Below are 25886 nucleotides of genomic sequence, written 5' to 3'. Positions count from 1 at the left end.
ATGTGCGTACTCGTCCGGCGCCTCGGAAAATGCGCCGAATCGAAGGCTGGAGCCGTTCCGGCATCCGCCCGGCCCGCACCCCCGCCCACCCCTCTGCCGCCCTGTTCCGGAGCCAGACCATGTTCGATGCCATCCTGATCGACAAGACCGAGGGCACCTACGGTGCCGGCCTGACCCGGCTCGACGAGACGCGCCTGCCCGCCGGCGACGTCACCGTGCGGGTCGCGTACTCGACGCTGAACTACAAGGACGCGCTGGCCATCACCGGCAAGGCGCCGGTGGTGCGCAGCTTCCCGATGGTGCCCGGGATCGACCTCGCCGGCGTGGTCGAGGCCTCGGACAGCCCCGGGTGGAAGCCGGGCGACAGGGTCGTGCTGAACGGCTGGGGCGTGGGCGAGACGCATTGGGGCGGCCTCGCCGGCCGGGCGAGGCTGAAGGGCGAGTGGCTGGTGCCGCTGCAGGCGCCCTTCACGCTGCGGCAGGCCGCGGCGATCGGCACGGCCGGCTACACCGCCATGCTCTGCGTGCTGGCGCTGGAGCGGGAGGGGGTGAAGCCCGGCGACGGCGAGGTGCTGGTGACGGGCGCCGCCGGCGGCGTGGGCAGCGTCGCGGTCGCGGTGCTGGCGAAGCTCGGCTACCGCGTGGTGGCCATGACGGGGCGGGAGTCGGAGTCGGCCTACCTCGCCGCGCTCGGCGCCGCCGAGGTGATCGGGCGCGGCGCCTACGGCGAGCCCGGCAAGCCGCTGGCCAAGGAACGCTGGGCCGGCGCGGTGGACGTGGCGGGCGGCAACGTGCTGGCCAATGTCTGCGCCGCCATGCGCTACGGCGGCGTGGTCGCGGCCTGCGGCCTCGCCGCCGGCATGTCGCTGCCGGCGACGGTGGCGCCCTTCATCCTGCGCGGCGTCACCCTGGCCGGGGTGGACAGCGTGATGTGCCCGCGCCCGCGCCGGCTGGAGGCCTGGTCGCGCCTCGCGCGGGATTTCGACCCGGCGCATTTCGCCGGGCTGGTCGAGGAGGTGGCGCTGCCGGACACCGTCGCGGCGGCGGGCCGCCTGCTCGCCGGGCAGGTGCGCGGCCGCATCGTGGTGCCCGTGGACCCCGCCGCGGGCGAGTGACGGCACCGGCCGCCGGCGTCGCGGCCCGCGGGTGGGTCGCGCGGCGCCCCGACGCCGGGGCGCATCGCCTCGGCGGCCGGCAGCCCCACACCTGCTACTGGTGACCTGGAGAGAGGGCGCCCCGTCGCCAGGGCGCCCTGCTCCGACGACGCCCAGGTGTCGGCGGCAGCCGCTCAGGCAAGGTGCCTGGTCCCAGGCGCCCAAAGCGCTTGGCGCCACACCGGAGACGGTCTGGCATGGTGCTGTGAGGAAGAGGGAAGGGGGGCAACTTCGGATTTGTGCCCCCGATGTGCCCCCGTGGGGAAAGTGGTGCCGCCTCCCGGGATTGAACCGGGGACCTACTGATTACGAATCAGTTGCTCTACCGCTGAGCTAAGGCGGCGCCGGATCGGTCACCACGGTGGTCGTGACGTCCGGAATTCAGGCGCGGATGATCACGGCCAGTCCGGGCGGAGCCGCTATAGCGGTGCCGTCCGGAGCGGGCAACCGTCGAATCACGCCTCCGCCGCGGCTGGCATCGCCGGAGTCGGCTTGGTCCAGGCGATCTGGCCCACCGCGTTGCAGGCGCTGCATACCGGCTTCCAGCCGGTGTGATCCGTGCCGCAGTTGCCGCAGCGCCAGCGCGGCTCGGGTGCCGCCAGCGCGCCCTCGCGCAGCCAGCGCGACTGCGCGGCGCGCGACTCGGGCGCATCGCCGTGCTCGGCCTCCTCCAGCTCGGCGAGCAGCAGGTAGGCCCGCCGGTCCGCCTGGCCCGCGGCCCGCAGCGCGTCCAGCTCCTGCCGCGCCCGGCCCGTCAGCCCCGCCTCCAGTGCGATCCGCGCCAGCAGCAGCCGGCTCTCGGGATGCTGCGGGTTGCGGCGGATCAGCTGCTCCACCGCCTTCACCCGAGCCAGGGGCTCCGTCACCCCCTCCAGCAGCGGCGCGGCGAGGTCGGGGTGCGGCGCCACCGCCCAGGCCTCCTCCAGCGTGGCCCGCGCGCGGCGTGGGCTGCCGGCGGCGCGCTGCCGCGCCGCGTGCGCCAGCGCCGCGGGGGCGAAGCCGGGGTCGGCCTGGAAGGCCTTGCGCTCCAGCTCCGCCGCCTTGGCCGGATCGGGCTCCTGTCCCGCGGCGGCGAGGCTGAGTGCCGCGCGCGGGGCGTCGGGCGGGGCGAGGGAAAGCGCCTCGCGCCAGTCCTGGGTGCGCAGCGCCAACTGCGCCCGCTCCTCGCGGATCCAGCCGGCGCCGGGCTGCGCCGCCTCGGCCTCGCGCGCCAGTCGCTTGGCCTCCTCCCAGTCCTCGCGCGCCATGGCCTGACGCAGCAGGCCGCGCAGGCCGAGGAAGCGGGCATCGGGGCGCTCGGCCAGGGCGGCGAAGGCCTCGGCGGCGGCCTCCTCGCGCCCGGCCAGCCGCTCCGCCTCGGCGGTCAGCAGCAGCACCTGCGGCGTCTCGCCGAGCAGGGTGCGGGCGCGCCTGGCCTCCAGCCGCGCCGTGTCGGCGGTGCCGGCGGCCAGGGCGATCAGCACCCGCGTCACCGCCGCGTCGCCCTCGCTGCGCTGGCGCAGGGCGCGTCGCTGGCGCAGCCGCGCCGGCATCCGGCGCAGCCAGCCGATCAGCGAGGCGATCGCCAGCAGCACGATGAACAGCAGGGCGAGCAGCAGCAGCAGGATCGGCAGCGAGAGGCCGATCCAGGCGTCCTGCACCCGGATCTCCACCGTGCCGCCGAGCGCGGCCAGCCACCAGGCCAGCGCGACGCCGGCGACGAGGACGATCAGCAGCGAAATGGCACGACGCATCGGCTCAGCCCGCCGCCATCTGGCGCAGCGCGGCGCGGGCCGCGATCAGCGCCTGCACCTGCTCGACCCAGGGGCGCATCGCCTCCTGCGCCGCCGGCGGCAGCTTGCGCAGCGGCACCAGCGAGGCATCGAGGTCGCCCGCCTCCAGCGCCCGGCGCGACGCCTCGATCTCGGCCGCGGCGGCGTCGCCGAACACCACCTGGTCGCCGCGGCGCACCGTCACGAGTCCGGACAGGCGGGACAGGGCGCTGTCCAGCACGCCCTGCTGCTGCGCGCCGGGATCGGAGGCGGCGCGGGCGGCGCGCGCATGCTCGTCGAAGGCGAGGCGGAGCGAGGCCTCGGTCGGCGGCGCGGCATTGGCGAAGCGGGCGAGCGGGGCCGGTGCGTCCGGCACGTTGCGCAGCGCCGGGGCCAGCGGCCGGCCGGCCTCCAGCAGGGCGCGCACCGAATCGACGGCGGCGAGCCGCGCGGCGCGGCCCTCCACCGCGGCGAGGCGCTGCTGCGCCTGCTCCAGGGCGCCGAGGCGGGCGCCGAGCCCGCTCTCGGCCGTGGCGACGCGCTGCCCGAGCGCCGTCTCCAGCGCCGCGATCCGGCCCTGCAGCGAGGTGTCGAGGGCGGCGACGCGCTGCTGCGCGCCGGTCTCGGCGCCGGCGACGCGCTCGCCCAGGGTGCGCTCCAGCGTCGCCACGCGCTCGGTCAGGCCGCGCTCGATGGCGGCCAGACGCTCGCCGGTGCCGCGCTCGGCGGCGTCGAGCCGGCGGCCCTGCTCGGCCTGCAGCGCCTGCATCTGCGCCGAGAGCCCGTCGGCGCGCTGCGACAGCCGGTCCAGCGCCTCGCGCGAGGCGACGGCGGCCGGGTCGAAGGCGGGGCGGGCGGCGAGGTTGCGCAGCGTCTGGTCCTGCGCCTCCAGCCGGCGGCCGAGATCGGCGAGGCCCGACTGCAGCGGCGCGAGGTCGGGCGCCGGGCGCGCCTCCAGCGCCTGCAGCCGGTCCGCCAGGGGCGCGGCCTGGGCCGCGAGCTGCTGCAGCCGGTCCGCGAGCGGTGCGGTCGCCGCGGCGATCTGCTGCTGCACGCGGTCCGGCAGGCCGGCGAGCTGCTGCACCTGGTCGCCGAGACCCTGGAGCTGCTGCACGCGCTGCGCCAGCGGCTCCAGCGCGCGCACCCGGTCGTCCAGCACGGCGAGGCGCTGCACGCGCTCCTGCAGGGCGGCCAGCTCGCGGGAACGGGCCTCCAGCTCCTGCACCCGGCCGGCCAGCGGCTCCAGGTTGCCGAGCTGCCGCACCCGTGTCTCCAGCGCCTCCACCCGGTCGGGATCGACGTAGCTGCCGCCCTGCACGGCGGGCTGGCGCCACAGGAAGCCCAGCACCACGACCAGCACCAGGCCGGCGATGCCGAGCATCAACACGGCCGGGTCGAGGTGGAAGCGCCGCGCGGGCGCCGTGCTGACCGGGATGGCCGCGCCCTCGGGCGCTGTGGGTTCGGGCCGGTCGCTCATCGTGCGTCGCTCATTCTCGGTTTCACCCAGTCCCTCGCGCCTCGGTCCCTGGCGCCCCGGCCGCGGCGTCCCGCCGGGGCCGCCCGGGGCCACCACGCGAATCGCCCGCGCCGGCGGCTCCGGCAACGTCGTGGATCAACGCCTCGTCGCATTGTCCGGGCCGTCGGGCGCCGCTGCCCAGCCGGAAAACGCGTCAGTCCTATCCGCCCGCCCCAGCAGTGCCAACAGCGCGGCCTCGTCGGGTTGCGCGGCGACGTGGACGGCGCGCCATGCGACCGGCGCGGCGCGCAGCGTCTCCGCGACCCGGGGGCTGATCGCCAGCGCCAGCATCCGCGTCGCGGCGCCGGCAAGGCCCGCCTCGCGCAGGAGGGTCATCGCACAGGCGGCCGAGCGCGGCGAGTAGAACAACGCGGCGCCGATCCGGCCCGCCGCCAGCGCCGCGCGTGCCGGGGGCGGCAGCGAGGGGGCGGGCGCGGCGCGGTAGACCACCCGCCGGTGCACCCGGAAGCCGCGCCCGCGCAGCGCCGCCGCGAGTTCCGCGCCGTAGCCCTCGCCCACCGCCAGCAGCAGCGGCCCGGCGCCGGGATCCAGGCGGGCGGCGGCGAGGGCGGCGAGCTCGGCGGCGGTGCGCCCAGCGCTCTCGACCCGCCGGAAGCCGCGTTCGCGCGCCTCGGCGGCGGTGCGGTCGCCCACGGCGAGCACGGGCAGCGCGCGATCGCACGAGGAGGCATCCGAGGCATCGCTCGGGGCCGGATCGGGCGCCAGCGCCCGTGCCGCGGCGCGGCTGGTCAGCAGCAGCGCCTGGGCCGGGGGCAGGATGGCGGGGGGGCGCGGGGCCAGCAGCAGGGCGGGCGCCGCGACCGGCTGCCAGCCGAGCGCCGCCACGGCGCGTGCCGTGCCGGCGGCGCCGGGTTCCGGTCGGGTGATCAGGACGGCATCGGCCATGGGCGGGGAGATGCGCCGGGCCGCGCCGGGTGGGAAGGGCGATCGTGCCGGGACCCGGATCCGGCTCCCCATCTGGCCCCCCTTCGAGCCCCGGGACAGGCCGTGTCCGGTGCCGAGGCGGCGGCGGCGACCGGCAGCGTCGCGCGTCCGGGGACGGGCGCAGAGGAGCGGCGCGGGGGCCAGGGGCGCCGTGCATGGCAGCCGGGGCGCCCGGCGCGCGCCCGGCACCGCGCAACGCGGACAAGGCGGGCCGGGCGTTCGGGCGCGGGATTCCGGGCGGCGGGGCCCGGCCGGCCGGGACGGGTGGCGGCCAACGGCCGCCAGGGACGTCAGCCGAAGATGTCGGCCGGCGAATCGGCGCGCAGGCTGCGGCCCAGCTCCTCGCCCAGCCGGCGCGCCTCGCCGGCCGGGCCGTGCAGGCTGCGCTTGAGCAGGAAGGAGCCGTCCGGCCGCGCCACCAGCCCGGTGAGGTGCAACACCTCGCCCTTGCCGTCCGGCGAGGTGCCCGGCGGCGCCGGCAGCAGGCGGGCATGGCCGCCGATCGGGGTGCGGCAGGAGCCGTCCAGCGCCGCCAGCATCGCCCGCTCGGCGGTGGAGACGGCGGCGGCCTCCCGGTCCTCGATGCCGGAGAGGAGCTGGTGCAGCTCCTCGTCGCCGGCGCGGCAGGTGATGCCGATGATGCCCTGGCCGGCGGCCGGCACCATCGCCTCGGGGTCCAGCACCAGCGCCGCGCGGTCCTCCAGGTCGAGGCGGCGCAGCCCGGCCAGCGCCAGCAGCGAGGCGTCCACCTCGCCGCTCGCCACCCGGCCGAGGCGCGTCTGCACGTTGCCGCGGATCATCGCCACCCGCAGGTCCGGCCGCGCGTGCAGCAGCTGCGCCTGCCGGCGCAGCGAGGCGGTGCCGACCACCGCGCCGGCCGGGATCGCGCCCCAGGGGTCGGCCGGGTCCGGCGCCATCTGGCCGGGGGCCAGGATCAGCGCGTCGCGCGCATCCTCGCGCTTGAGGGTGCAGGCGAGCACGATGCCCGGCGGCAGCTCGGTCTCCAGGTCCTTGAGGCTGTGCACGGCGAAGTCAACGCGCCGGTCCAGCAGCGCCTCGTGGATCTCCTTGGCGAACAGACCCTTGCCGCCGATCTCCGCCAGGCGCCGGTCCTGGATGCGGTCGCCCGAGGTGCTGATCGCATGCTCCTCGAAGGCTTTGAAATTCCGCAGCACCGGGCAGAAGTGCTCGACCAGCCGCAGGAACAGCCGGGTCTGGTAGAGGGCGAGCGGCGAGGCGCGCGTCCCGACCCGCAGCGGCAGGTTCCGGCCGGCATGCGGCCGCACCCGGGCCGCCACGTCACCCGGATCGGAGGAGGCAGGAGTCATGGGCGCGTCATAAGGCCGGGCGGGGCGGGGCGGAAGGGCCGGACGGAGGTGTCGCCCGCCGGGGCGGCGTTGGCAGCGTCATCGATTCGTCATGGCTCCGTCATCGTCCCGTCGCATGACGGGGGCTAGCACCGGCGCGGCCGGATGGATCACCCCGCGAAGGGGCAGGGATGCAGCGCATGAAGACGGGACACGAGGCGCCGCGCGCCGGCGATGAGGCACGGGCCGGGCGCGAGGATATCGGCAGCAATCCGGCTCCGGCGCGGACCATCGGCGAGGTGATGGCCGAGCGCCTGTCGCGCCGCGCGGTGCTGCTCGGGCTGGCCGCTGCCGCCGCCGCGCCGGCGGCCGGGGCAGGGGCGCAGGGGGCGGGGGCGCAGGGGACGGGGGCAGGGGGCGGGACGGCGGCCGCCGGCGGGGCGGCCCCGGGCGCGGCGCCCGCCGGCCCCTCCACCCTGACCTTCGGCGAGCTGACCCACGGCATCTCCCCGCGCGACCGGGTGCCCGAGGGCTACGAGATCCAGGTGCTGCTGCGCTGGGGCGACCCGATCCTGCCGGACGCGCCCGCCTTCGACCCGGCCAGCCCCACCGCCGAGGCCCAGGCGCGGCAATTCGGCTACAACAACGACTACGTGGACTTCTTCCCGCTGCCGCGCGGCAGCCGCAGCGCCGACCACGGGCTGCTGGTGGTGAACCACGAATACACCAACACCAACCTGATGTTCCCGGGGATCGGCACCGGCCAGGCGGCGCGGCTCGGCACCACGGCGGCGCAGGCCTCGGTGGAGATCGCCGCGCACGGCGCCAGCGTGGTGGAGATACGCCGCGTGGACGGCACCTGGCGCCACGACCGGGAGAGCCGGCTGAACCGGCGCATCACCGGCGAGACGCCGATCCGCATCGGCGGCCCGGCGGCCGGGCACGAGCGGCTGCGCACGAGCGCCGACCCGACCGGCACGCTGGTGCGCGGCATGCTCAACAACTGCGCCGGCGGCAACACGCCCTGGGGCACGGTCGTCACCTGCGAGGAGAACTTCAACCAGTACTTCGGCGGCGACGCGGCCGAGACCGGCGTCCAGGCTGCCATGTACAGGCGCTACGGCATCGAGCGCGCCGCCACCTACGCCTGGGACCGCCACTTCGACCGCTTCAACCTCGACCGCGAGCCGAACGAGCCCAACCGCTTCGGCTGGGTGGTGGAGTTCGACCCCTACGACCCGGAGAGCGTGCCGGTGAAGCGCACCGCGCTCGGCCGCGTCAAGCACGAGGGCTGCACCCATGCGGTGTGCCCGGACGGGCGCGTCGCCTTCTACATGGGCGACGACGAACGCTTCGACTACGTCTACAAATTCGTCACCGCCCGGCCCTGGAACCGCGAGGACCGCGCCGCCAACCGCGACCTGCTCGACGAGGGCACGCTGTACGTCGCGCGCTTCGAGGCGGACGGCACGCTGCGCTGGCTGCCCGTGGTGCACGGCCAGGGGCCGCTGACCGAGGCGAACGGCTTCCGCTCCCAGGCCGAGGTGCTGATCGAGACGCGACGCGCCGCCGACCTGCTGGGCGCCACGCCGATGGACCGGCCGGAGGACGTGGAGACCAACCCGGCGACGGGGCGCGTCTACGTCATGCTGACCAACAACGGCCGGCGCACGCCCGAGCGCGTGGACGCCGCCAACCCGCGCCCGCGCAACGACCACGGGCACGTCGTCGAGATCGTCCCGCCCGGCGCGGGGACCGGCCGGGTGGACCACGCGGCGGAGACGGCGCGCTGGGAGATCTTCCTGGTCGCCGGCCAGCCGGGCGCGGTGCCCGGCACGCAGTACAACGCGGCGATCAGCGGGAACGGCTGGCTGAGCTGCCCCGACAACTGTACCTTCGACAGCAAGGGCCGGATCTGGATCGCGACCGATGGCGCCCCCGCCTCGTCGCGCGTCGCGGACGGGCTGTACGGCGCCGACACGACGGGCGAGGGCCGTGCCCTGACCCGGCTGTTCTACCAGGCCCCCACCGGGGCCGAGGTGTGCGGCCCGAAGCTGACACCGGACGATTCCACGCTGTTCCTGGCGATCCAGCACCCCGGCGAGGATGCCGGCAGCACCTTCGAGCGGCCTTCGACGCGCTGGCCGGACTTCCGGGAGGGCATGCCGCCGCGCCCGAGCGTGATCGCGATCGTGCGCAAGGATGGCGGGACGATCGGGAGCTGAGGCGGCGCGGCGGCGGGAAAGGGGCGGCGCCCGGCGCCCGTCCCGGCCCCGCCGCCCCGTTCAGTGCCGCCCTTCCCCGGCATCGGCCCGGGCGCGCCGGGCCATGTCGCTCAGCGACGCCAGCCTTTCGTCGAATTGCCCCTCCGCCTCGGCGAAGCGCAGCGGCCGGACCCGCTCGACCAGGATCTCGGGCGGCGTCGGCTGCCGCGTGAACAGCGCCACGGCCTCGTCGGCGAATTCGTCGAGCGGCATGTAGCCGGGCCGCGTCTCCTGGCCCGGCGTCAGCCCGGTCTGCACGCCGGCCGCCTGGGCCTCGGCCGGCATCCAGGAAGGGCGCCGCCCTTCCTGGAGCATTTTCAAGCTGAGCGTCCTCGCTCAGCGGCTCGGAAAATGCGAAAAATCAAAGGCTAGAGCCGTTCCGGCCTGATACAGTCAGGCTGGATCGGCTCTAGACCATCCCGCCAAAGGGCGAAGCCCCTTTGGAAACCCCGGCAGGGAAAGCTATCGGCCCAGCCGCGCCAGCGTGCCGTCCCGGGCCGCCGCCACCGCCGCCTCGGCGTCGCGCGGCAGCAGCAGCCTCGCGTGCAGCAGCTCGGCGGCCGCGGCACGCACCGCCTCCACGTAGGATTCCGGCGTCGGATACAGCGCCTCCAGCGTCGGGCGCGGGTCGCCGGCGGCGCGCGCCTCGGCCGCCGTGGCGGGCAGGGGCAGCACGCCGCCGAGTTGCGTGCAGAGATCCTGCGGCCCGTCGGCGCCCGCGATCGGGTTCCAGCCCGTGTAGGTGGCGCGCGGCACGGCCAGCAGCGGCTGGCGGATGCCGGCGATGGCGTTGCCGTCGAGCCCGGCGCGCGGCAGGAACAGCGGGTACTCGCCACGGATGGCCGGCACGCCCGCGCCCTGCTCGTTCGGGTTGGGCTCGATCAGGTTGGCGCGCGCGTATTGCGCGCGGTAGCCGAGGCCGGGGATGGCCGGCAGCGCCTGGCCGGCCGGCACCAGCGTTCCCTCCTCGCGGCGCGGGTAGCGGCTGGCGGACGGCTCGGCGCCGGTCGCGATCCAGTCCTGCATCGCCACGATCAGCGCCCGCAGCACCGGCCCGCCGCTCTGCGGGTTGACCGGCAGGGCGCAGGCCGGGTTGCGCCGCGCCACCGCGTTCCACAGGTTGCCGTGCGGCGCGCCGGCCAGCATGTAGAGCCGGACATCGGCCGGCATCGCCACCGGGAAGCCCTGCGGGTCCGTCACCAGCAGGCTGGCCTGCGAGCCCCAGAACTCGAACTCGGAATCCATCTGCATGAGGCGCGGGCAGGAATTGTCGAGGCGGCAGCGCAGCAGGATGCCGTCGCGCCGGCCGCTCAGCGGGTCGTCCAGCACCGGGTAGGTGAAGGGGAATTGCAGCACCGGGTAGAGCCGGTCGAATTCCGGCCCCGGGTTGCGACCGGGCTGCGCGAAGCGCGCGTTGAGGAAGGAGCGCCGCGCGCCGGGGATGATCGGCATCGCGCCCTCGAACACCTGCCGGCCGCGCTCGTCCCGGTTCATGCCGAAATAGAGGAAGTCGCGCAGCACGCGGCCGGACTGCGAGATGCCGAGACCGATGGCGCGCGCGATGCCGGTGCGGCCCCCATCGGCACCCCCATCGCCTCCCCTGGCGGCCAGCGGGTTGGCGGCGCTGGTGTCGTACCGGAGGAAGGCGGTGACGTCGCGGATGACGGCCAGGCCCATGCCCATCACGCGCGGGTCCCGCGCCGTGTAGGTCAGCTCGTAGAGCGCGTTCGCGGCGGCGCCGGAGGGGCGGGCGATCTCCACCGTGTCGTCGTCGATCACCGTGAGGCCGAGCCCCTCCGGCGTGGCGCGCGGCGCGTCGGCGCGGTCGCGCACCGTCAGCCGCAGCCCGGCGCGGTCGGCGATCGGGTAGCTGAGCCGGACCCGCTTCGGGCTGGCCGTGTCCGCGAAGCTCCATTCCTCGCGCGAGGGGCCGGTGACGCCCGGCACGGTCGGCACGGCGAGGCGCAGCGCGCCCGGCACGGCGGGCGAGTCCGCCTGCCACTCGGCCCAGACCAGGGTGAAGCCCTGCTCCAGCAGGAAGCCGTTGCCGGCGTCGTCGGGCCGTTCCAGGCGGATGCCGGCGGCGCTTTCCGTGTCCTGCGTCCAGCTCGTGACCAGCTTGCGGCCGCGGTTCAGCACCTCGAACAGCAGCGTGCCGTTCGGGCGCTGCGGCCGCAGGATCACCACGTCCGTCGCCGCCTCGACGCGACCCTCGGCGTTGCGCGGGGCGAGGGCGAGATCGGCGATGACGGCGTTGCGCGGGTCGGCCGGGTCGAGCGCGATGGTGGCGCGGCCGGTGATCCGCTCGGCCGTGCCGGCGGGGCCGAAGCTCCGGCCGCCCAGGGCCGGGGACTGCCGGGAGGTCACGTCGAAGCGTGTCACCTCCGCCTTCGCCGGAGCGGCGGCCGCCGTGGCGGCGAGCAGCAGCAGGATGGGCCAGCGCATGGATCGTTCCTCCGTGATGCCGTGCCGGCCGGTGCCGGACACGTCGTGCCCCGGTGCGTCCCCCGGTGCGCCGGTCGGGCCTTGCCCAGGGCATTCCCAGGCCGGGCGGAATCGCCCGGCGGCCCGGCGAATGCGCCGGATCAAGGGCCGGCGCCGTTCCGGCCGGCATTCTCCGGCGCGCGGGGAATTCCGACCAGCCCGGGGCGTCACCCGGGGGCGCCGCGCCTCATGGCAGGGGCCGCCACTGCGACGCGACGAAGCCGCGCGCGTCCAGCGCCTGGCCGGGACCGCTCGCCACGGCGCGGCCATCCTGGCAGCGCCAGTTCAGCACCGTGTCGTGGCCGGTGACGTAGGCGGGGATGAAGTCGGTGTCCGGGTTGGCGCGGCAGAACTCGCGCGCGGCGGGCAGGTCGCGGCCGGTGTCGCCCTTGGCGCAGGGGATGTTGGCGCCATGGCTGCACACCAGCACCGCGCCGCCCATGCAGCGATAGACCGTGCCGCGCATCGCCTCGGCGTCGCTCATGTTCAGCCCGAGCGCCCGCCGTGCGGCGGGGGCGAGCGAGGCGGGGATGCCGTGCGTCGCATCGTCGTCGCCGAGGCGGCGGCAGCGTTCGCCGGGCCCCTCGGCCCCCTCCCCGGCCAGGGCCGCGCCGGCGTGGCAGGCCAGGGCGAGCAGCAAGGTGGCGGAAAGCGTGACGTGAAGCCGCATGCCGGCATTCTCCCCGTTGTCGTCCGGCGGCCGGGTCGCGCCCTGCGGCGATCCGGCCTGTCCCGTTTCAGCGCCGCCGCAGCCCGTCCGCGACGAGGTTGCAGCCGGTGACGGTGAGCAGGATCGCCAGCCCCGGCCACAGCGCCGAGAGCGGCGCCGCGAAGACCAGCTCCTGCGCATTGGCCAGCATGTTGCCCCAGGAGGGCGCCGGCGGCTGGATGCCGAGGCCGAGGAAGCTCAGCACGCTCTCGGCCAGCACCGCGCCGCCCACGGCCAGCGCCGTCGCCACCGCGACGGGGGCCAGGATGTTGGGCAGGACGTGGCGGCGCAGCACCCGCGCCTCGGTGGCGCCGAGCGCGCGGGCGGCGCGGATGTGGTCGCGCGCCAGCACGGAGAGCGCGGCCGCGCGCGAGAGGCGCGCCACGCCCACCCAGCCGAACAGCGCCAGGATCAGCGTGATGCGCAGGATGTCGGCGCCGGCCGTGCCGAGACCCTCCCCGCGCGCCGGCAGGCCGAGGCGCGCCGGGTCGATCGCCGCCAGCACCACCAGCAGCGGCAGCGCCGGCAGGGCGAGCAGCGCGTCGGCGAGGCGCATCACCAGCGCGTCCACGAGGCCGCCGCGCCAGGCCGCGACCACGCCGGCCAGCGTGCCGACGACGGAGGCCGCCAGCGCCGTGGCGAGCCCGACCGCCAGCGAGACGCGCGCGCCGTACAGCAGCCGCAGCAGGATGTCGCGGCCCAGCTCGTCCGTGCCGAGCGGATGCGCGGCGGAGGGCGGCTCGAAGCGCGAGAACAGGTCGGGCGCGAAGGCGTCGTGGCCGAGCAGCCCCGCCACGGCATCGGCCAGCGCCGCCCCGGCGGCGAGCCCGCCGAGCAGCAGCAGCCCGGCCAGCAGGCGCGGATTCCCCGGGCGCCGCGCGGGGCGGGGCGGGGCATCGGCGGGGATCGGGGCGTCGGTGGCGTCGCGCGGGCTCAGGGCCGGTGACTCCGCGTCAGGTTCCGGCCGGGGCCCCGCCCCGGATCCCGGCAGGGAAGGGCGCCGCCCTTCCCTTCTTCCCGCGCCAAAGGCCATTGGGGGGCGAAGCCCCCTTCGAGACCCCCGATGTGGAAGCGACCCTTCATGCGTCGCGCAGGCGCGGATCGAGGGCGCGTTGCGCGAGGTCGGCGGCGAGGCCCGAGAGCACCGTCACGGCGGCGGTCAGCAGCAGCGCCAGCAGGGCGAGATTGTAGTCGTTGCCCATCACCGCGTCGTAGATCAGCTTGCCCATCCCCGGCCGCGCGAACACCGTCTCCGTCACCAGCGCGCCGGAGACCAGCGCGCCCGCGTCCAGCGCCGCGATGGTCAGCACCGGCACGGCGGCATTCGGCGCCGCGTGCCGCCAAAGCACCTGCTCCTCCGAGGCGCCGCGCGCGCGGGCGCTGCGGATCCAGGGCTCGCGCAGCGCGGTCTCCAGCGCGGCGGCGCTGTGGCGGGCATAGGCGGCGAGGTTGGCGATCGCCAGCGTCGCCACCGGCAGCGCCAGGAAGCGCAGCGCGGCGAGCAGGCCCGGCGCGTCCGCCTCGCCGCCGGCCGGCAGCCAGCCCAGATCGACGGCGAACAGGATGATGAGCAGCATGCCGAGCCAGAAGGTCGGCACCGCCTGCCCGAGCAGCGCCAGCGCCTCGACGAACGGCGCGAGGCGCGGCCGCAGCGCCGCCAGCGCGCCGAGCCCGACGCCGACCAGGATGGCGAGCGAGAGCGAGGCGGCCAGCAGCACCAGCGTGCTGCCCAGCGCCGGCCACAGCACCGCGGCCGCCGGGCGGGCATAGAGGCGCGAGAAGCCGAACTCGCCGTGCAGCACGGCCAGCGCCCAGGCGCCGTAGCGGGCGAGCAGCGGCTGGTCCAGCCCGTGCAGCGCGCGCAGCCGCGCCGCGTCCGCCGCGGTCAGGCGCGGATCGGCCATGATGGCGAGATCGACCGGGTCGCCCGGCATCAGCCCGATCAGCATGTAGGCGGCGAAGGAGAGCAGCGCGAGCAGCACCGCCATCTGGGCGAGGCGGGCGGCGATCAGGCGCGCCACGGCGTCAGCGCCCCGCCAGCCGCGCAGGCCCCGTCACCGATGGCGGCCCCTCCCTGCCGCGCCCCTCCCTGCCGCGCCCCTCCCTGCCGCGCATCGCCCCTGCCGCGGCCCGTCACCGGCCGCGCCACTGCTCGGCCCAGAGGGTGGAGAGGTTGAGGTGCCCGGTCGGGCGCACGCCCTCCAGCCATTGCGGCCAGATATGCGCGTCGGCGTAGAACCAGAGCGGCAGGGCCGGCAGCTCCTCGGCGTAGATCGCCTGGAGGCGGTGCCAGAGCGCGGTGCGCCGGTCGCGGTCCAGCTCGATCGGCAGGGCCTCCAGCAGCGCGTCCATCTCGGCGTTGCGGAAGCCGGTGTAGTTCTGGCCGGACCAGTTGCGCTCGGCGCGCGGGATCTCGTCGGAATGCAGGGTGGAGCGCGGCACGCCTTCCGGCGCCGAGAGCCAGGCGTACTGCGCGAGGCCGGCGAAGCGGCGCTTCGACATCGTCTCCGAGAAGAACACGCGCGGCGGCTCGTTGCGGATGCGCGTCTCGACGCCGACCTGCCGCCACATCCCCTGCAGCACCTGCTGCACCGCCTCGCGCGTGCGGTTGCCGGCGGTGGTCATCAGCGACAGCGAGAGCGTCTCGCCGGCGGCGTTGCGGCGCAGCCCGTCCGGGCCCGGGCGCCAGCCCGCCTCCTCCAGCAGCGCGGCGGCGCGCGCCGGGTCGTAGGGATAGCGGCGCACCCCCTCGTCGAACACGCCGTCGAGCGGATTCACCGAGGTCTGCGCGATGGTCTGCTTGCCGCCGAACAGGCGCTCGTTGATGCGCGCGCGGTCGGCGGCGTGCAGCAGCGCCTGGCGCACGCGGCGGTCGGCCAGGATCGGCGTGTCGAGGTTGCAGTCGATGTGCTCGTAGGCGAGGCCCGAGCGGAAGGCGAAGCGGAAGCGCTCGCCGGTGCGGCGTTGCAGCGCCAGGGTCTGGTCCAGCGGCAGGCCCAGCTCGCCCGCCACCATGTCCACCTGGCCGGCGAGCAATTGCGCCTCCAGCGCCGCCGTGTTCTCGACGGTGCGTATCCGGATGCGGCGGAAGGCCGGCTCGGGGCCGCGCCATTCCGGGTTGCGCTCCAGCGTGACGCCGGCGCCGGGCTGCACCTCGGCGACGCGGAACGGGCCGTTCCACAGGCCGGGATTGGCGGTCTCGGTCTCGTAGGCGCTGCGGGAGCGGTAGCCGTGCCGGTCGGCCTCCCAGCGGGCGCGCTCGATGTGGGCGGGCAGCGGCACGAAGTCGCCCATCGAGGCGAAGTCGAAGGTCACCTTGTCGAGGTGCAGCGTCACGGTGCGCGCGTCCACCACGTCGAGCGCGTGGGCGGAGCGGTAGAATTCGGCGCCGCCGAAGCCGGTGGCGGAATCGCGCCCCGCCTCCCAGGCGAAGCGCAGGTCGGCCGAGGAGACCGGCGTGCCGTCGCCCCAGCGCAGCCCCTCGCGCAGCCGGTAGGTCAGGCGCAGGCCGGGCTTTCCACCAGGGGCTTCCTCGCGCACCGCCAGCCCGTTCTCCAGCGTCGGCAGCGCCTCGCAGGACATCGGGACGAGCTTCCAGTCGGCGTCGTAGGCGGTGAGCGGGCGGTGGCAGAAGCCGAGCACGTAGCTCTTGGCCACCATCGCCTCGATGTTCGGGTGGAAGGTGGAAGGGAACTGGGTGATGCCGATGGTCAGCGTGTCGCGCGCCGCCGGCTGGGCCAGCGCGGGGCGCGCGAGGGGGCGCGCGAGGGAGAGGGGCAGGGTTCCGGCGAGCAGCAGGGTGGAGCGTCGGCGCATGCGCCAGCGATACCAGCGGCGCGGCGCGGCCGCCACCGGCTCGGCGGCGGGCACGGGGACGGCGACTGTTTATTCTTGAATGGTAATGATCTGTCGTGGCGCGCGCCGGCCCCGCCCGCCGCCGGCTCCGGGCCGGGCGGTTTCCTGCCGTCCCGGCCGGTCGGGTTCGATGCCGGCGACGCAGGGGGCCGGCCGACGCAAGGGTGTTGTAAGTCCGTTTCCGTTTCCTGTGCCGACCTGCATCGGTCCGGCCGTCGGGGCCATGCCGCGAGCGGAGGAGGTTGCCCATGGCCCATCTGCGCATCGCCCCGGGAACGCCCGCCTACGGCGCGTCGTTCGGGCCGCCCGGCCCCGGCGGCACGGACCTGCTGGTGGTGCCGCGCGGCGGCAGCGCCTCGCTGCTGCTGGTGGCGGGCGCGGAGCTGACCCCGAAGATGGGCGACGAGGGCATCGCCGGCCTGAGCGAGGGCAAGGTCTCCGCGCAGGAGCGCAACAGCGCCGAGCTGACCGGCTGGGAGCGCAGCCAGGACCTGCGCAAGCTCGTCGTCACCGGCCGCACGCTCGGGCGCACCACGCTCAACGCCTATCTGAACGGCAGCACCCCCTGGGTGCGCGAGATGGCGATCGAGGTGGTCGGCGACCCGGAGGCGCGGCGCGCCGGCGAGAAGGCGTTCATGACGGATTCGATCAAGCGCGAGGTGGCCGCGCTGTCCTTCCGCAAGGCGCTGGTGCGGGTGGCCGAGGACCAGATGAACAGCAAGATCGGCCGCACCGCGAATGGCGGCGACGGCCGCTACGGCCTCAAGGCCGGGATGCAATGGTGCGGCGCCTTCGTCCACTGGTGCTACCAGGCGGTCGGCAGCGTGAAGGGGGGCAACCCCTTGGGCGGCAACGTCAACACGCTGGCCTCGCCGGAGAAGGCGATCGGCTGGACGCTGCACAACCCGACGCTCGCCGAGGTGCTGCGCTATGCCGGGCCGGACCCCTATGGCTGGTCCTGGGACGCGGTGCCGAAGGCCGATGCCAAGGCGCTGGTGCAGAAGGACTATGTCGACATCGACGGCGCGCACCCGGTGCGGATGGGCGATGTCTGCCTGATCCGCTCCAACGACCCGCCGAAGCCGAAGCCGGGCGAGCAGCCCAAGCCGAAGAGCGCCGGCATGATGTACTGGAAGCATGTCTGCATGGTGGTCGATCCCCCCGGCGAGGACGGCAAGTTCACCACCATCGACGGCAACCAGACCGGCGCCTACCGGCCGGACGGCTCCACCGCCACCGAGTGCATCGGCAAGAACACCAAGGATGCGAGCGAGCGGCTGATGGATGGCAAATCGCACAAATGCGTCTTCGTCCACATGAAGACGATCGGCGACCCGTAGGGCGCCGCCCGGCCCCCGGCGCGGGAAGCCGCCCGGCAGGCGGCGGCGCGCCGGCTCACATGAACAGCTTCCAGAGCACCGGCAGCAGGATGGCGCTGAGCAGCGCGTTCAGCCCCATGCCGAGCCCGGCGAAGGCGCCGGCCTGCGCGTTCACCGAGATGGCCCGCGCCGTGCCGATCCCGTGCGAGGCGGTGCCGATGGCGAGGCCGCGCGCGCGCCAGTCGCGCAGCCGCAGCAGGTTCATCAGCGCCGGCCCCAGCGCCGCCCCCGTCGCGCCGGAGGAGAGCACCACCGCCGCCGTCAGCGAGGGCAGCCCGCCGATCCGCTCCGCGATGCCCATCGCGACCGGCGTGGTGACGGAGCGCGGCGCCAGCGAGGCCACGATCTCGGGCGCGGCATGCAGCGCGAGCGCCACCGCCACCCCGGCCCAGGCCGCGGCCATGCCGCCCAGCAGCACCGCCGTCAGCACCGCCGGCAGCGCCCGGCGCAGCCCGTTCCATTCGCGGTAGAGCGGCACCGCCAGCGCCACCGTCGCCGGGCCGAGCAGGAAGTGCACGAACTGCGCGCCCTGGAAGTAGTCGCGGTACTGCACGCCGGTCAGCAGCAGGCCGCAGGCGAGGAGGAGGATCGCCATCAGCACCGGGTTGGCCAGCGGGTGCAGCCGCAGCAGCCGCTGCAGCCGCAGCGCCGCCAGCCAGGCGAGCAGCGTGACGGTCAGCGCCGCCAGCGGCTCCCGCGCCAGGTAGACCCAGAGCTCCTTGAGGTCGGGGACGGGCACGTCCATGGCTCAGCCCCAGCGCCGGAACAGGAATTCGGCGATCAGCCCGGTGGCGGCGATGCCCGCCAGCGTGCCGCCCACCACCGCCAGCAGCAGCGTCAGCCAGTTCTGCGCCAGCAGCGGCAGGAACAGCACCAGCCCGACCCCGGCCGGCACGTAGAGCAGGCCGAGATGGGTCAGCAGCGTGTCCGTGGTGCGGCCCAGCGCCTCGGGCACGCGGCCGCGGGCCACCAGCGCGGCGAACAGGATCACCATACCGATCACCGGGCCGGGCACGGGCAGGTGCAGCAGCCGTGCCAGCAACTCGCCGGCGAGCTGGCAGCAGAGCAGGGTGGCGAGGGCGGCGATCATCGGGGACGGCGCGCGGGGAGGCGGCGGCTCGCCGGGGCGGCGGGGCGGTGCGGAATCATCGTGTCTCCGGTGTTGGGTTGGCGACGCTTCCTTGCCGGCGAGGATAGGGCCGGTTGCGCCGCGCGCGCCATGCGGCGGCCGCATGGGCGGCAACCCGGCCCGGCCGACGTGGCGCGAGACGCGCTGGAAGACGTGGCGCGAGACGCGCCGGAAGACGTGGCGCGAGACGCGCCGGAATCGGCTTTCCCCGCGCCGCCGGGACGGCCAGGGTGCCGCCCTCCATGAGACTGCCGACCCGCTTCGCCCTGCTCTACGCCGCGCTGTTCGGCGCGGTCGGGGTCGCCCAGCCCTTCCTGCCGGCCTACCTCGCCGCCCTCGGCGTCACCGCGCAGGGGATCGCGGCGCTGCTCGCCGCCGCCTCGGCGGTGCGGCTGCTGGCCGGGCCGCTCGCCGGGCGGGTGGCCGACGCCACGGGCGATCCGCGCGGCGTGCTGCTGGCGTCCGCCGCCATCGCCACGCTCACCGCCACGGCCTACGGGCTGGCCGCGGGCTTCTGGGCGCTGCTCGCCGTCGCGGTGCTGCACGGCATCGTCTCGGCGCCGCTGATCCCGATGTCGGACATGCTGACGCTGCGCGTCGCCCGGCGCGAGGGCTTCGACTACGGCCGCGTCCGCGCCGCCGGCTCCGTCGCCTTCATCCTCTGCACCGTGGCGGCCGGCTGGGCGGTGCAGCTCGCCGGGATCGGCATCGTGGTCTGGCTGATCGCGGGCGGCATGGCGCTGGTGGCGCTCTGCGCCCTGCTTCTGCCGCGCGAGCGCGTCGAGGCCCGGTCCGGCCGCGCCGGCTTCGCCGCCGTGCTGCGCCTGCCGGGCTTCCGCCGGCTGCTGCTGCTCTCCGCGCTGATCCAGGGCAGCCACGCGCTCTACTACGGCTTCGGCGCGCTGCACTGGCAGTCGCTCGGCCTCTCGCCCGCGCTGATCGGCCTGCTCTGGGGCGAGGGCGTGGTGCTGGAGGTGATTCTCTTCGTCTTCGGCGCGCCGCTGGTGGCGCGGCTCGGGCCGCGCGGCCTGTCGCTGCTGGCGGCGGCGGCGGGGGTGCTGCGCTGGTCGATCACCGCCGTCACCGGCTGGCTGCCGGCGCTGGTGCTGGCGCAGGCGCTGCACGGGCTGACCTTCGGCGCGCAGCACCTCGCCGCCATGCGGCTGCTGGCGGGCGGCGTGCCGGCGCCGCTCGCCGCCACGGCGCAGACGCTGCACGCCTCGCTCGGCGTCGGGCTGGCGAGCGGCGTGCTGACGCTGCTCTGCGGGCCGCTCTACGCCTGGCTCGGCGGCGGGGCGTTCTGGGCGATGGCGGCGCTCTGCGCGGCGGCAGTGCCGGCGGCGCTGGGGGTGCGGGCGGGAGCGGCGGCCGGGCGGCCGACGCCCTGAAGCGCTTCCGCGCCGCCGCGTGCCGATGCGGCATGATGGCGGCCGTCGGGCGATGCGGGCGCGAGGCGGGTGGTCTTGCCGGCCGTCCCCGCGGCGCCGGCGGCTGCGCCGGCAGGAAGGAGAGCGCGCGATGCGCAGGAGAATGTTCGCGTGCCTGGCGTTCGGCGCGGCGCCGGCGGCCCTCGCCCTGGGCGGCATGCCGGCGCTGGCGCAGAAGGCGCCGCCGCCCGCCGGCCCGGCGCCCGCCGCGCCGCCTGCCGGCGGACAGACCGCCTACACGATGGGCGAGATCGGCCGCCGCGTGCGCTACGGCCGGCAGGGCGCCTGGCTGGTGCAGGCCACGGGCGACGGCGCCCTGACCTTCGCCAACGAGACCGATCCCACGGCCTGGACCGCCGCCCTCACCGCGCCGCCCGGCCCGGCCTACGCGGTGGAGGTGCTGGTGAACGGCGACATCCCGGCGGTGGAGGGGCATGCGGTGGGCGCGGGCATCGTCTTCGCCTTCCAGCGCGGCGATGGGGGCCCCGGCAGGCGCTACCGGGTGGCGATGCTCGCCGGCGACACGCTCTCGGTCTACCGCTACGCCGATGGCGGCTTCGCCCGGTCCGTGTCGAGCCGCAACGGCGCCTGGGGCGGCGGTGGCTGGCACGCCATGCGCCTCACCGTGCGGCCCGAGTCCTTCGCCATCGCCATGGACGGGCAGCAGGTCGCCTCGATCGGCGACGGCGAGCCGCTGTCGGGCGAGGTCGGGGTGATGGTGAGCGGCACTGGGCGGGCGGCGTTCCGGGAGCTGCGGCTGGGATAAGGTGAACCTATCACGGGAATCTATGGTTCCAGATAAGGCATTTCATTATTGATGCAAGTCCTGATAGGCTTCGGTGTCCGTAATGGATTTGGGAATGCCGCCGGATGGGTGAAATACCACAGCCTGAGATGATTTGCCCTGCCACCAATCAGGTGGCTGGCCAACACCAGGCGGCACTCGCTGCCGAGATCGGCGCTACTTTTGCTGATCTCGGCCACAGAATCGCGGAACTGCCTAGAGGAGGTTCTTATCACGTTGTGCTTAGCCAGCCTGTCGGCGGCGCCTTAAATCCGCGAAAGGATGGGCTATACGATGCTTTTGTGAAAGGGCCGGATGGTAAGATTATCGCCGTCGCAAGGCTTAGCGAGATCAGCCCTGGGTTGCTTGCGTCTGTCAGCGTGCTAGCAGGTCATGCCATGCTGGTACAGATTTCTAGTCAGCTTAAAACGCTTCAGAATGATATCAATCTTCTTCTAAAGTTGCAAATTGCGGGCGATCTTGGGAGGGTGAAATCGGCAATCATTTCGCTTCGAACAATTCAGTATTATGGAAATAGTCGCAGTCAAATGTTGGCCTTGACAATAGACGGCCTACAAAAATCAATAGGCGGAGCTTTGCAGCAGGCGGCAGAATTAATCCAAATTATTCCGCAGCCACCAAAATACAATGCGACACGTTTGATGTGGGACACTTCATCGAAAACTGTGCGGGCGATTGACCGAGCGCGCCAAGCGGTTATGGTGGTGTTTTTAGGATTGCAAGCTCTTAGTGAGGCTCAAGTACTTTTAAACGAAAATTTAGCGGCGGCTCAGATAATGCGCGAATGGCTGAAACATGTTCAGGGGCAACTCGATTTGGCGCGCTGTGAGCGTTTTGCTCGAATGATGCCCGCAAACACCGATGGAGATCGCCATGAAGTTTTTTGGATGAGGGTGGATTCTTACCTAAAAGAATCGATTCGCAACCTAGATGGCTTGATAGAAGGTGATGCACCTTTGCGAATCTCGCTGAAATGTAAGGCCGAGGATTTTTCATTAGGTCAGTAATGGATCCATTACGGCGCCGCGAGGTCCAAGTGGTGCCTCGGACAGATCATTAATCGAATTGCCGAGGCACCTCCATTTTCACCCTCGCGGGAAGTCGTACAGCTCCGCCGGGTTGTCCACCAGGATGCGGTTGCGCGCCGCCTCGTCCGGCACCCAGGCCGCGAGCAGGTCGAGCAGCACCGCGTCGTCCGGCTTCTGGTCGGCCGCCTGCGTCGGGTGCGGCCAGTCGCTGCCCCAGACCATGCGCTGCGGCGCGTGCGCGGCGTAGGCGCGCGCCACCGCGCTGGTGTCCGCGTAGCCCGGCGGCCCGACCCGGGTGTCGATGTAGGCGCCCGAGAGCTTCACCCAGGTGTTGCCCTTGTCGATCAGCGCCCTGACCGTCGCGAAGGTCGGGCTCTCGACGCCGGCCGGCTGCGGCACGTGGCCGAGATGGTCGAACACCAGCCGGCTCGGCAGGCGCATGAACAGGTCGCGCGCCTCGGCGAGCTTCTCGCCCGGCATGAAGACCTGGCAGTGCCAGCCCATCCCGTGGATGCGGCGCGAGAGCGGCTCCAGCATGTCGATGGTCGTCGCACCCGCCTGCTGCAAATTGAAGCGGATGCCGCGCACGCCGAGGTCGTGCAGCCGGCGCAGCTCCGCATCGGAGACCTCGGCGTTCACCACGGCGACGGCGCGCGTGTTGGCACCCATCTCCTTCATCGCGTCGAGCGTCACGCGGTTGTCGGTGCCGTAGGTGGAGGGCTGCACGATCACGTTGCGCGTGGTGCCGAGGCGCCGTTGCAGCGCCCGGTAGTCGGCGATCGAGGCGTCGGGCGGCAGCAGCACGGCGTTGGCGGCGGCCGGGTACTTCGAGTCGTAGATGTGGTGGTGGCAGTCGCAGGCATTGGCCGGCACGCGCAGGCGCGGCCGCTCGGTGCCGGTGGACCAGCGCACCGCGCCGGCGGCCGGCTGGGCCGGTTGCGGCGCCTGTCCCGCCGTCTGCGCCCGGGCGGTGCCGGCGATGGCGGCGGCCATGGTGCCGAGCAGCAGCGGCCGGCGGCCGGATTCGACCTCGTTCGGCATGGATTTCCTCCCCGCCGGCACGGTTCCGCCGCGCCGGGGCGCGGAGTGTAGCGCGGGAAGGCGGGCGGCCGGAAATGCCGGCCCGGTGGCGGGCGGGAAGGGCGGTGCCGCGCGCAGGGAAAAGGGCGCGGGCCGTTGCCGGCCCGCGCCCCCGTTCAGCCCGCTCCCGGCCCGCCGGCCGGAACGCGAAGCGGCCTCAGGCGGCCGCCTTCTCCGAGGCCATCCCGCGCAGCACGTAATGCAGGATGCCGCCGTTGCGGTAGTACTCGACCTCGTCCGCCGTATCGACGCGGCAGAGCACGTCGGTCCGGTGCGTGGTGCCGTCCGGGCGGTGGATGACGAGCGTCAGCGTCATGCGCGGGGACAAGTTCTCCAGCCCCTCGATGTCGATGGTCTCCTCGCCGGTCAGGCCGAGGGTCTCGCGCGTCTCGCCGTTCATGAAGGTGAGCGGCAGCACGCCCATGCCGACGAGGTTGGAGCGGTGGATGCGCTCGAAGCTCTCGGTGATCACCGCGCGCACGCCGAGCAGGAAGGTGCCCTTCGCCGCCCAGTCGCGCGAGGAGCCGGTGCCGTACTCCTTGCCGCCGATCACCACCAGCGGCACGCCCTCCGCCTTGTACTTCATGGCGGCGTCGTAGATCGGCATCACCGCGCCGTCGGGCAGGTGGCGCGTCACGCCGCCCTCGGTGCCGGGGGCCAGCTCGTTCTTGATGCGGATGTTGGCGAAGGTGCCCCGCATCATGACCTCGTGGTTGCCGCGGCGGGCGCCGTAGCTGTTGAAGTCGTTCTGCCGGACCTGGTGCTCCAGCAGGTACTCGCCGGCGGGCGAGGCCTTCTTGATCGAACCGGCCGGGGAGATGTGGTCGGTGGTGATCGAGTCGCCCAGCTTGGCCAGGATGCGCGCGCCGGTGATCGGCTCGACCGGCTTCGGCTCCAGCGTCATGCCCTCGAAGTAGGGCGGGTTCTGCACGTAGGTGGAGCCGCTGTTCCAGCGGTAGGTGTCGGTGTCGGCGTCCACCGAGATGTCCTGCCAGGGCTGCGGGCCCTTGAAGACGTCGGCGTAGCGCGCGAGGAACAGCGGCCGCGTGACGGCCTCGCCCACCAGCGCGTTCACCTCGGCCTGGGTCGGCCAGATGTCCTTGAGGTAGACGGGCTGGCCGTCCTTGCCGGTGCCGAGCGGCTCCTTGGTGATGTCGATCAGGATCGAGCCGGCCAGCGCGTAGGCCACCACCAGCGGCGGCGAGGCGAGGTAGTTGGCGCGCACGTTCGGGTGCACGCGGCCCTCGAAGTTGCGGTTGCCCGAGAGCACCGAGACCGCGACCAGCTTGTTGTCCTCGATCGCGTCCACGATCGGGTCCGGCAGCGGGCCGGAGTTGCCGATGCAGGTGGTGCAGCCGAAGCCGACGGTCTGGAAGCCCAGCGCGTCGAGGTGCGGCGTCAGCCCGGCCTTGTCGAGATATTCCGGCACCACCTGGGAGCCGGGGGCGAGGGAGGTCTTCACCCAGGGCTTGGGCTTGAGGCCCTTCTCGTTGGCCTTCTTGGCCACCAGGCCGGCGGCGACCAGCACGTAGGGGTTGGAGGTGTTGGTGCAGGAGGTGATCGCCGCGATCACCACGTCGCCGTTGCCGAGGTCGTAATTGGCGCCGGCCACCGGGACGCGGTTGCCGAGCGTGCCGTCGGCGACGCCGAGGGACTTGCTGGCCTCCTTGAAGGCGGGCGCCGCCTCGGCCAGCAGCACCTTGTCCTGCGGCCGCTTCGGGCCGGCCAGCGAGGGCTGCACGGTGGAGAGGTCGAGCTCCAGCGTGTCGGTGAACACCGGGTCCGGGGTGTTCGCGTCGCGGAACATGTTCTGCGCCTTGGCGTAGGCCTCGACGAGCCTGATGCGGTGCTCGTCGCGGCCGGAGAGGCGCAGATACTCGATGGTGGCCTTGTCGACCGGGAAGAAGCCGCAGGTCGCGCCGTATTCGGGCGCCATGTTGGCGATGGTGGCGCGGTCGGCCAGCGGCAGGTCGTCGAGGCCGGAGCCGAAGAACTCCACGAACTTGCCGACCACGCCCTTCTTGCGCAGCATCTGGGTGACGGTCAGCACGAGGTCGGTCGCGGTGACGCCCTCGCGCAGCTTCCCGGTCAGGCGGAAGCCGATCACGTCGGGGATCAGCATGGCGATCGGCTGGCCGAGCATGGCCGCCTCGGCCTCGATGCCGCCCACGCCCCAGCCCAGCACGCCGAGGCCGTTCACCATGGTGGTGTGGCTGTCCGTGCCGTAGCAGCTGTCGGGGTAGGCGTAGGTGTCGCCGCCGTCCTGCGCGGTCCAGACCACCTGGGCGAGGTACTCCAGGTTCACCTGGTGGCAGATGCCGGTGCCGGGCGGGACGACCCGGAAATTGTCGAACGCGGTCTGGCCCCAGCGGAGGAAGGTGTAGCGCTCGCCGTTGCGCTCGAACTCGATCTCGACGTTCTTCTCCAGCGCGTCGGCGGTGCCGGAGACGTCCACCATCACGGAGTGGTCGATGACGAGGTCGACCGGGACCAGCGGGTTGACGCGGCGCGGGTCGCCGCCGAGGCGGATGATGCCGTCGCGCATGGCGGCGAGGTCGACCACGCCGGGGACGCCGGTGAAGTCCTGCATCAGGATGCGGGCGGGGCGGAACGGCACCTCCTTGTCGGAGTGGCCGGCCGGCAGCCAGCCCGCCACCGCCTTGGCGTCGTCCACCGTGTAGGAGCGGCCGTCCTCGAAGCGCAGGATGTTCTCCAGCAGCACCTTCAGGCTGACCGGCAGGCGGCTGATGTCGCCGATGGTCTTCGCCGCCTCGGGCAGGGAGAAGTAGCGGTACTCCTTGCCGTCGACCGTCAGCGTCTGACTGGTCTTCAGGCTGTCCTGCCCGATCATCCGCATGATTGCAGACCCCTTATCGATTGTGCGCGGCAAAATATGGATGCGATCCCGACCGGCTTAAAGCACGGCTGCGGGAGCCGGTCCACGGGTGGCCCCGGGCGGTGGCCCGGATAGTGGGTTGACAACGCAAGGGTTGGCTCCGGAAGGCGGCCATGCAAGGGATGCGCCGGCCACGGGCCGCGGGTGGTGGGCCCCG

At 73.9% G+C, this 25886-nt stretch carries 20 protein-coding genes and 1 tRNA gene; 6 read left to right on the top strand and 15 right to left on the bottom strand.

Going from position 1 to position 25886, the window contains the following annotated elements:
• Positions 1–119: 119 nt before the first annotated feature.
• Positions 120–1115: an acrylyl-CoA reductase (NADPH) gene (gene acuI, locus M0638_RS12865; RefSeq protein ID WP_248667399.1), complete on the top strand. Its 996-nt coding sequence runs from the start codon at positions 120–122 to the stop codon at positions 1113–1115.
• A gap of 307 nt (positions 1116–1422) precedes the next feature.
• Here the strand turns inward: acuI and M0638_RS12860 are convergent.
• From M0638_RS12860 to hemC, 5 genes are all read right to left on the bottom strand, one after another.
• A tRNA-Thr gene (locus M0638_RS12860) sits at positions 1423–1497 on the bottom strand.
• A 112-nt stretch (positions 1498–1609) separates the two neighbouring features.
• Positions 1610–2887, bottom strand: coding sequence for a heme biosynthesis HemY N-terminal domain-containing protein (locus tag M0638_RS12855; protein WP_248667398.1), 1278 nt, complete (start codon positions 2885–2887; stop codon positions 1610–1612).
• A 4-nt stretch (positions 2888–2891) separates the two neighbouring features.
• Entirely contained in the window at positions 2892–4382 is a 1491-nt protein-coding gene (locus M0638_RS12850; protein WP_248667397.1) for a COG4223 family protein, read from the bottom strand.
• A 135-nt stretch (positions 4383–4517) separates the two neighbouring features.
• Positions 4518–5327 carry a uroporphyrinogen-III synthase gene (locus M0638_RS12845; RefSeq protein ID WP_248667396.1) on the bottom strand — a complete coding sequence of 270 codons (810 nt, stop codon included), beginning with the start codon at positions 5325–5327 and terminating at the stop codon, positions 4518–4520.
• A gap of 329 nt (positions 5328–5656) precedes the next feature.
• The gene (hemC, locus tag M0638_RS12840) at positions 5657–6694 is read right to left on the bottom strand and encodes a hydroxymethylbilane synthase (protein WP_248667395.1); all 1038 of its coding nucleotides are present in this window, start codon (positions 6692–6694) and stop codon (positions 5657–5659) included.
• Positions 6695–6873: 179 nt separating this feature from the next.
• On the opposite strand from hemC, the gene M0638_RS12835 reads away from it, so the two are divergent.
• Positions 6874–8898, top strand: a complete 2025-nt coding sequence (locus tag M0638_RS12835) for a PhoX family protein (RefSeq protein ID WP_248667394.1) — start codon at positions 6874–6876, stop codon at positions 8896–8898.
• A gap of 60 nt (positions 8899–8958) precedes the next feature.
• Here the strand turns inward: M0638_RS12835 and M0638_RS12830 are convergent, their stop codons facing one another.
• The 6 genes from M0638_RS12830 to M0638_RS12805 all read right to left on the bottom strand — a co-directional run bounded on the left by M0638_RS12830 (position 8959) and on the right by M0638_RS12805 (position 16000).
• Entirely contained in the window at positions 8959–9258 is a 300-nt protein-coding gene (locus M0638_RS12830) for a hypothetical protein (protein ID WP_248667393.1), read from the bottom strand.
• 141 nt (positions 9259–9399) lie between these two features.
• Positions 9400–11382: an alpha/beta hydrolase domain-containing protein gene (locus M0638_RS12825; protein ID WP_248667392.1), complete on the bottom strand. Its 1983-nt coding sequence runs from the start codon at positions 11380–11382 to the stop codon at positions 9400–9402.
• 226 nt (positions 11383–11608) lie between these two features.
• Positions 11609–12091, bottom strand: a complete 483-nt coding sequence (locus M0638_RS12820) for a hypothetical protein (protein ID WP_248667391.1) — start codon at positions 12089–12091, stop codon at positions 11609–11611.
• A gap of 67 nt (positions 12092–12158) precedes the next feature.
• The gene (locus tag M0638_RS12815) at positions 12159–13163 is read right to left on the bottom strand and encodes an ABC transporter permease (RefSeq protein WP_248667390.1); all 1005 of its coding nucleotides are present in this window, start codon (positions 13161–13163) and stop codon (positions 12159–12161) included.
• A 46-nt stretch (positions 13164–13209) separates the two neighbouring features.
• Positions 13210–14151 (bottom strand): ABC transporter permease, encoded by a 942-nt coding sequence (locus M0638_RS12810; RefSeq protein WP_248667389.1) that lies wholly within the window; start codon positions 14149–14151, stop codon positions 13210–13212.
• 112 nt (positions 14152–14263) lie between these two features.
• A complete protein-coding gene (locus M0638_RS12805) occupies positions 14264–16000 on the bottom strand; it encodes a peptide ABC transporter substrate-binding protein (protein WP_345893024.1) in 1737 nt (578 codons plus the stop codon).
• Between the two features lie 233 nt (positions 16001–16233).
• On the opposite strand from M0638_RS12805, the gene M0638_RS12800 reads away from it, so the two are divergent.
• Positions 16234–17325, top strand: coding sequence for a hypothetical protein (locus tag M0638_RS12800; RefSeq protein ID WP_248667388.1), 1092 nt, complete (start codon positions 16234–16236; stop codon positions 17323–17325).
• A gap of 55 nt (positions 17326–17380) precedes the next feature.
• Here the strand turns inward: M0638_RS12800 and M0638_RS12795 are convergent, their stop codons facing one another.
• Positions 17381–18109: an LrgB family protein gene (locus M0638_RS12795; protein ID WP_248667387.1), complete on the bottom strand. Its 729-nt coding sequence runs from the start codon at positions 18107–18109 to the stop codon at positions 17381–17383.
• Positions 18110–18112: 3 nt separating this feature from the next.
• Positions 18113–18454, bottom strand: coding sequence for a CidA/LrgA family protein (locus tag M0638_RS12790; protein ID WP_248667386.1), 342 nt, complete (start codon positions 18452–18454; stop codon positions 18113–18115).
• A 281-nt stretch (positions 18455–18735) separates the two neighbouring features.
• On the opposite strand from M0638_RS12790, the gene M0638_RS12785 reads away from it, so the two are divergent.
• The 3 genes from M0638_RS12785 to M0638_RS12775 all read left to right on the top strand — a co-directional run bounded on the left by M0638_RS12785 (position 18736) and on the right by M0638_RS12775 (position 21732).
• On the top strand, positions 18736–19881 hold the full coding sequence (locus M0638_RS12785) for an MFS transporter (RefSeq protein WP_248667385.1): 1146 nt from the start codon (positions 18736–18738) through the stop codon (positions 19879–19881).
• A gap of 130 nt (positions 19882–20011) precedes the next feature.
• The gene (locus M0638_RS12780; RefSeq protein ID WP_248667384.1) at positions 20012–20686 is read left to right on the top strand and encodes a hypothetical protein; all 675 of its coding nucleotides are present in this window, start codon (positions 20012–20014) and stop codon (positions 20684–20686) included.
• A gap of 104 nt (positions 20687–20790) precedes the next feature.
• Positions 20791–21732, top strand: a complete 942-nt coding sequence (locus tag M0638_RS12775; protein WP_248667383.1) for a hypothetical protein — start codon at positions 20791–20793, stop codon at positions 21730–21732.
• Positions 21733–21810: 78 nt separating this feature from the next.
• Here M0638_RS12775 and M0638_RS12770 read toward each other — a convergent pair whose 3' ends face one another.
• A complete protein-coding gene (locus tag M0638_RS12770; RefSeq protein ID WP_248667382.1) occupies positions 21811–22794 on the bottom strand; it encodes an amidohydrolase family protein in 984 nt (327 codons plus the stop codon).
• Between the two features lie 196 nt (positions 22795–22990).
• Positions 22991–25690 carry an aconitate hydratase AcnA gene (gene acnA / locus M0638_RS12765; protein ID WP_248667381.1) on the bottom strand — a complete coding sequence of 900 codons (2700 nt, stop codon included), beginning with the start codon at positions 25688–25690 and terminating at the stop codon, positions 22991–22993.
• Positions 25691–25886: the final 196 nt, after the last annotated feature.

The sequence above is a fragment of the Roseomonas acroporae genome (assembly GCF_023223525.1).
Taxonomy (GTDB): Bacteria; Pseudomonadota; Alphaproteobacteria; order Acetobacterales; family Acetobacteraceae; genus Roseomonas_E; species Roseomonas_E acroporae.
The sequence above is the reverse complement of the archived record's forward strand: the minus strand, read 5'-3'. Positions and strand labels throughout refer to the sequence as shown.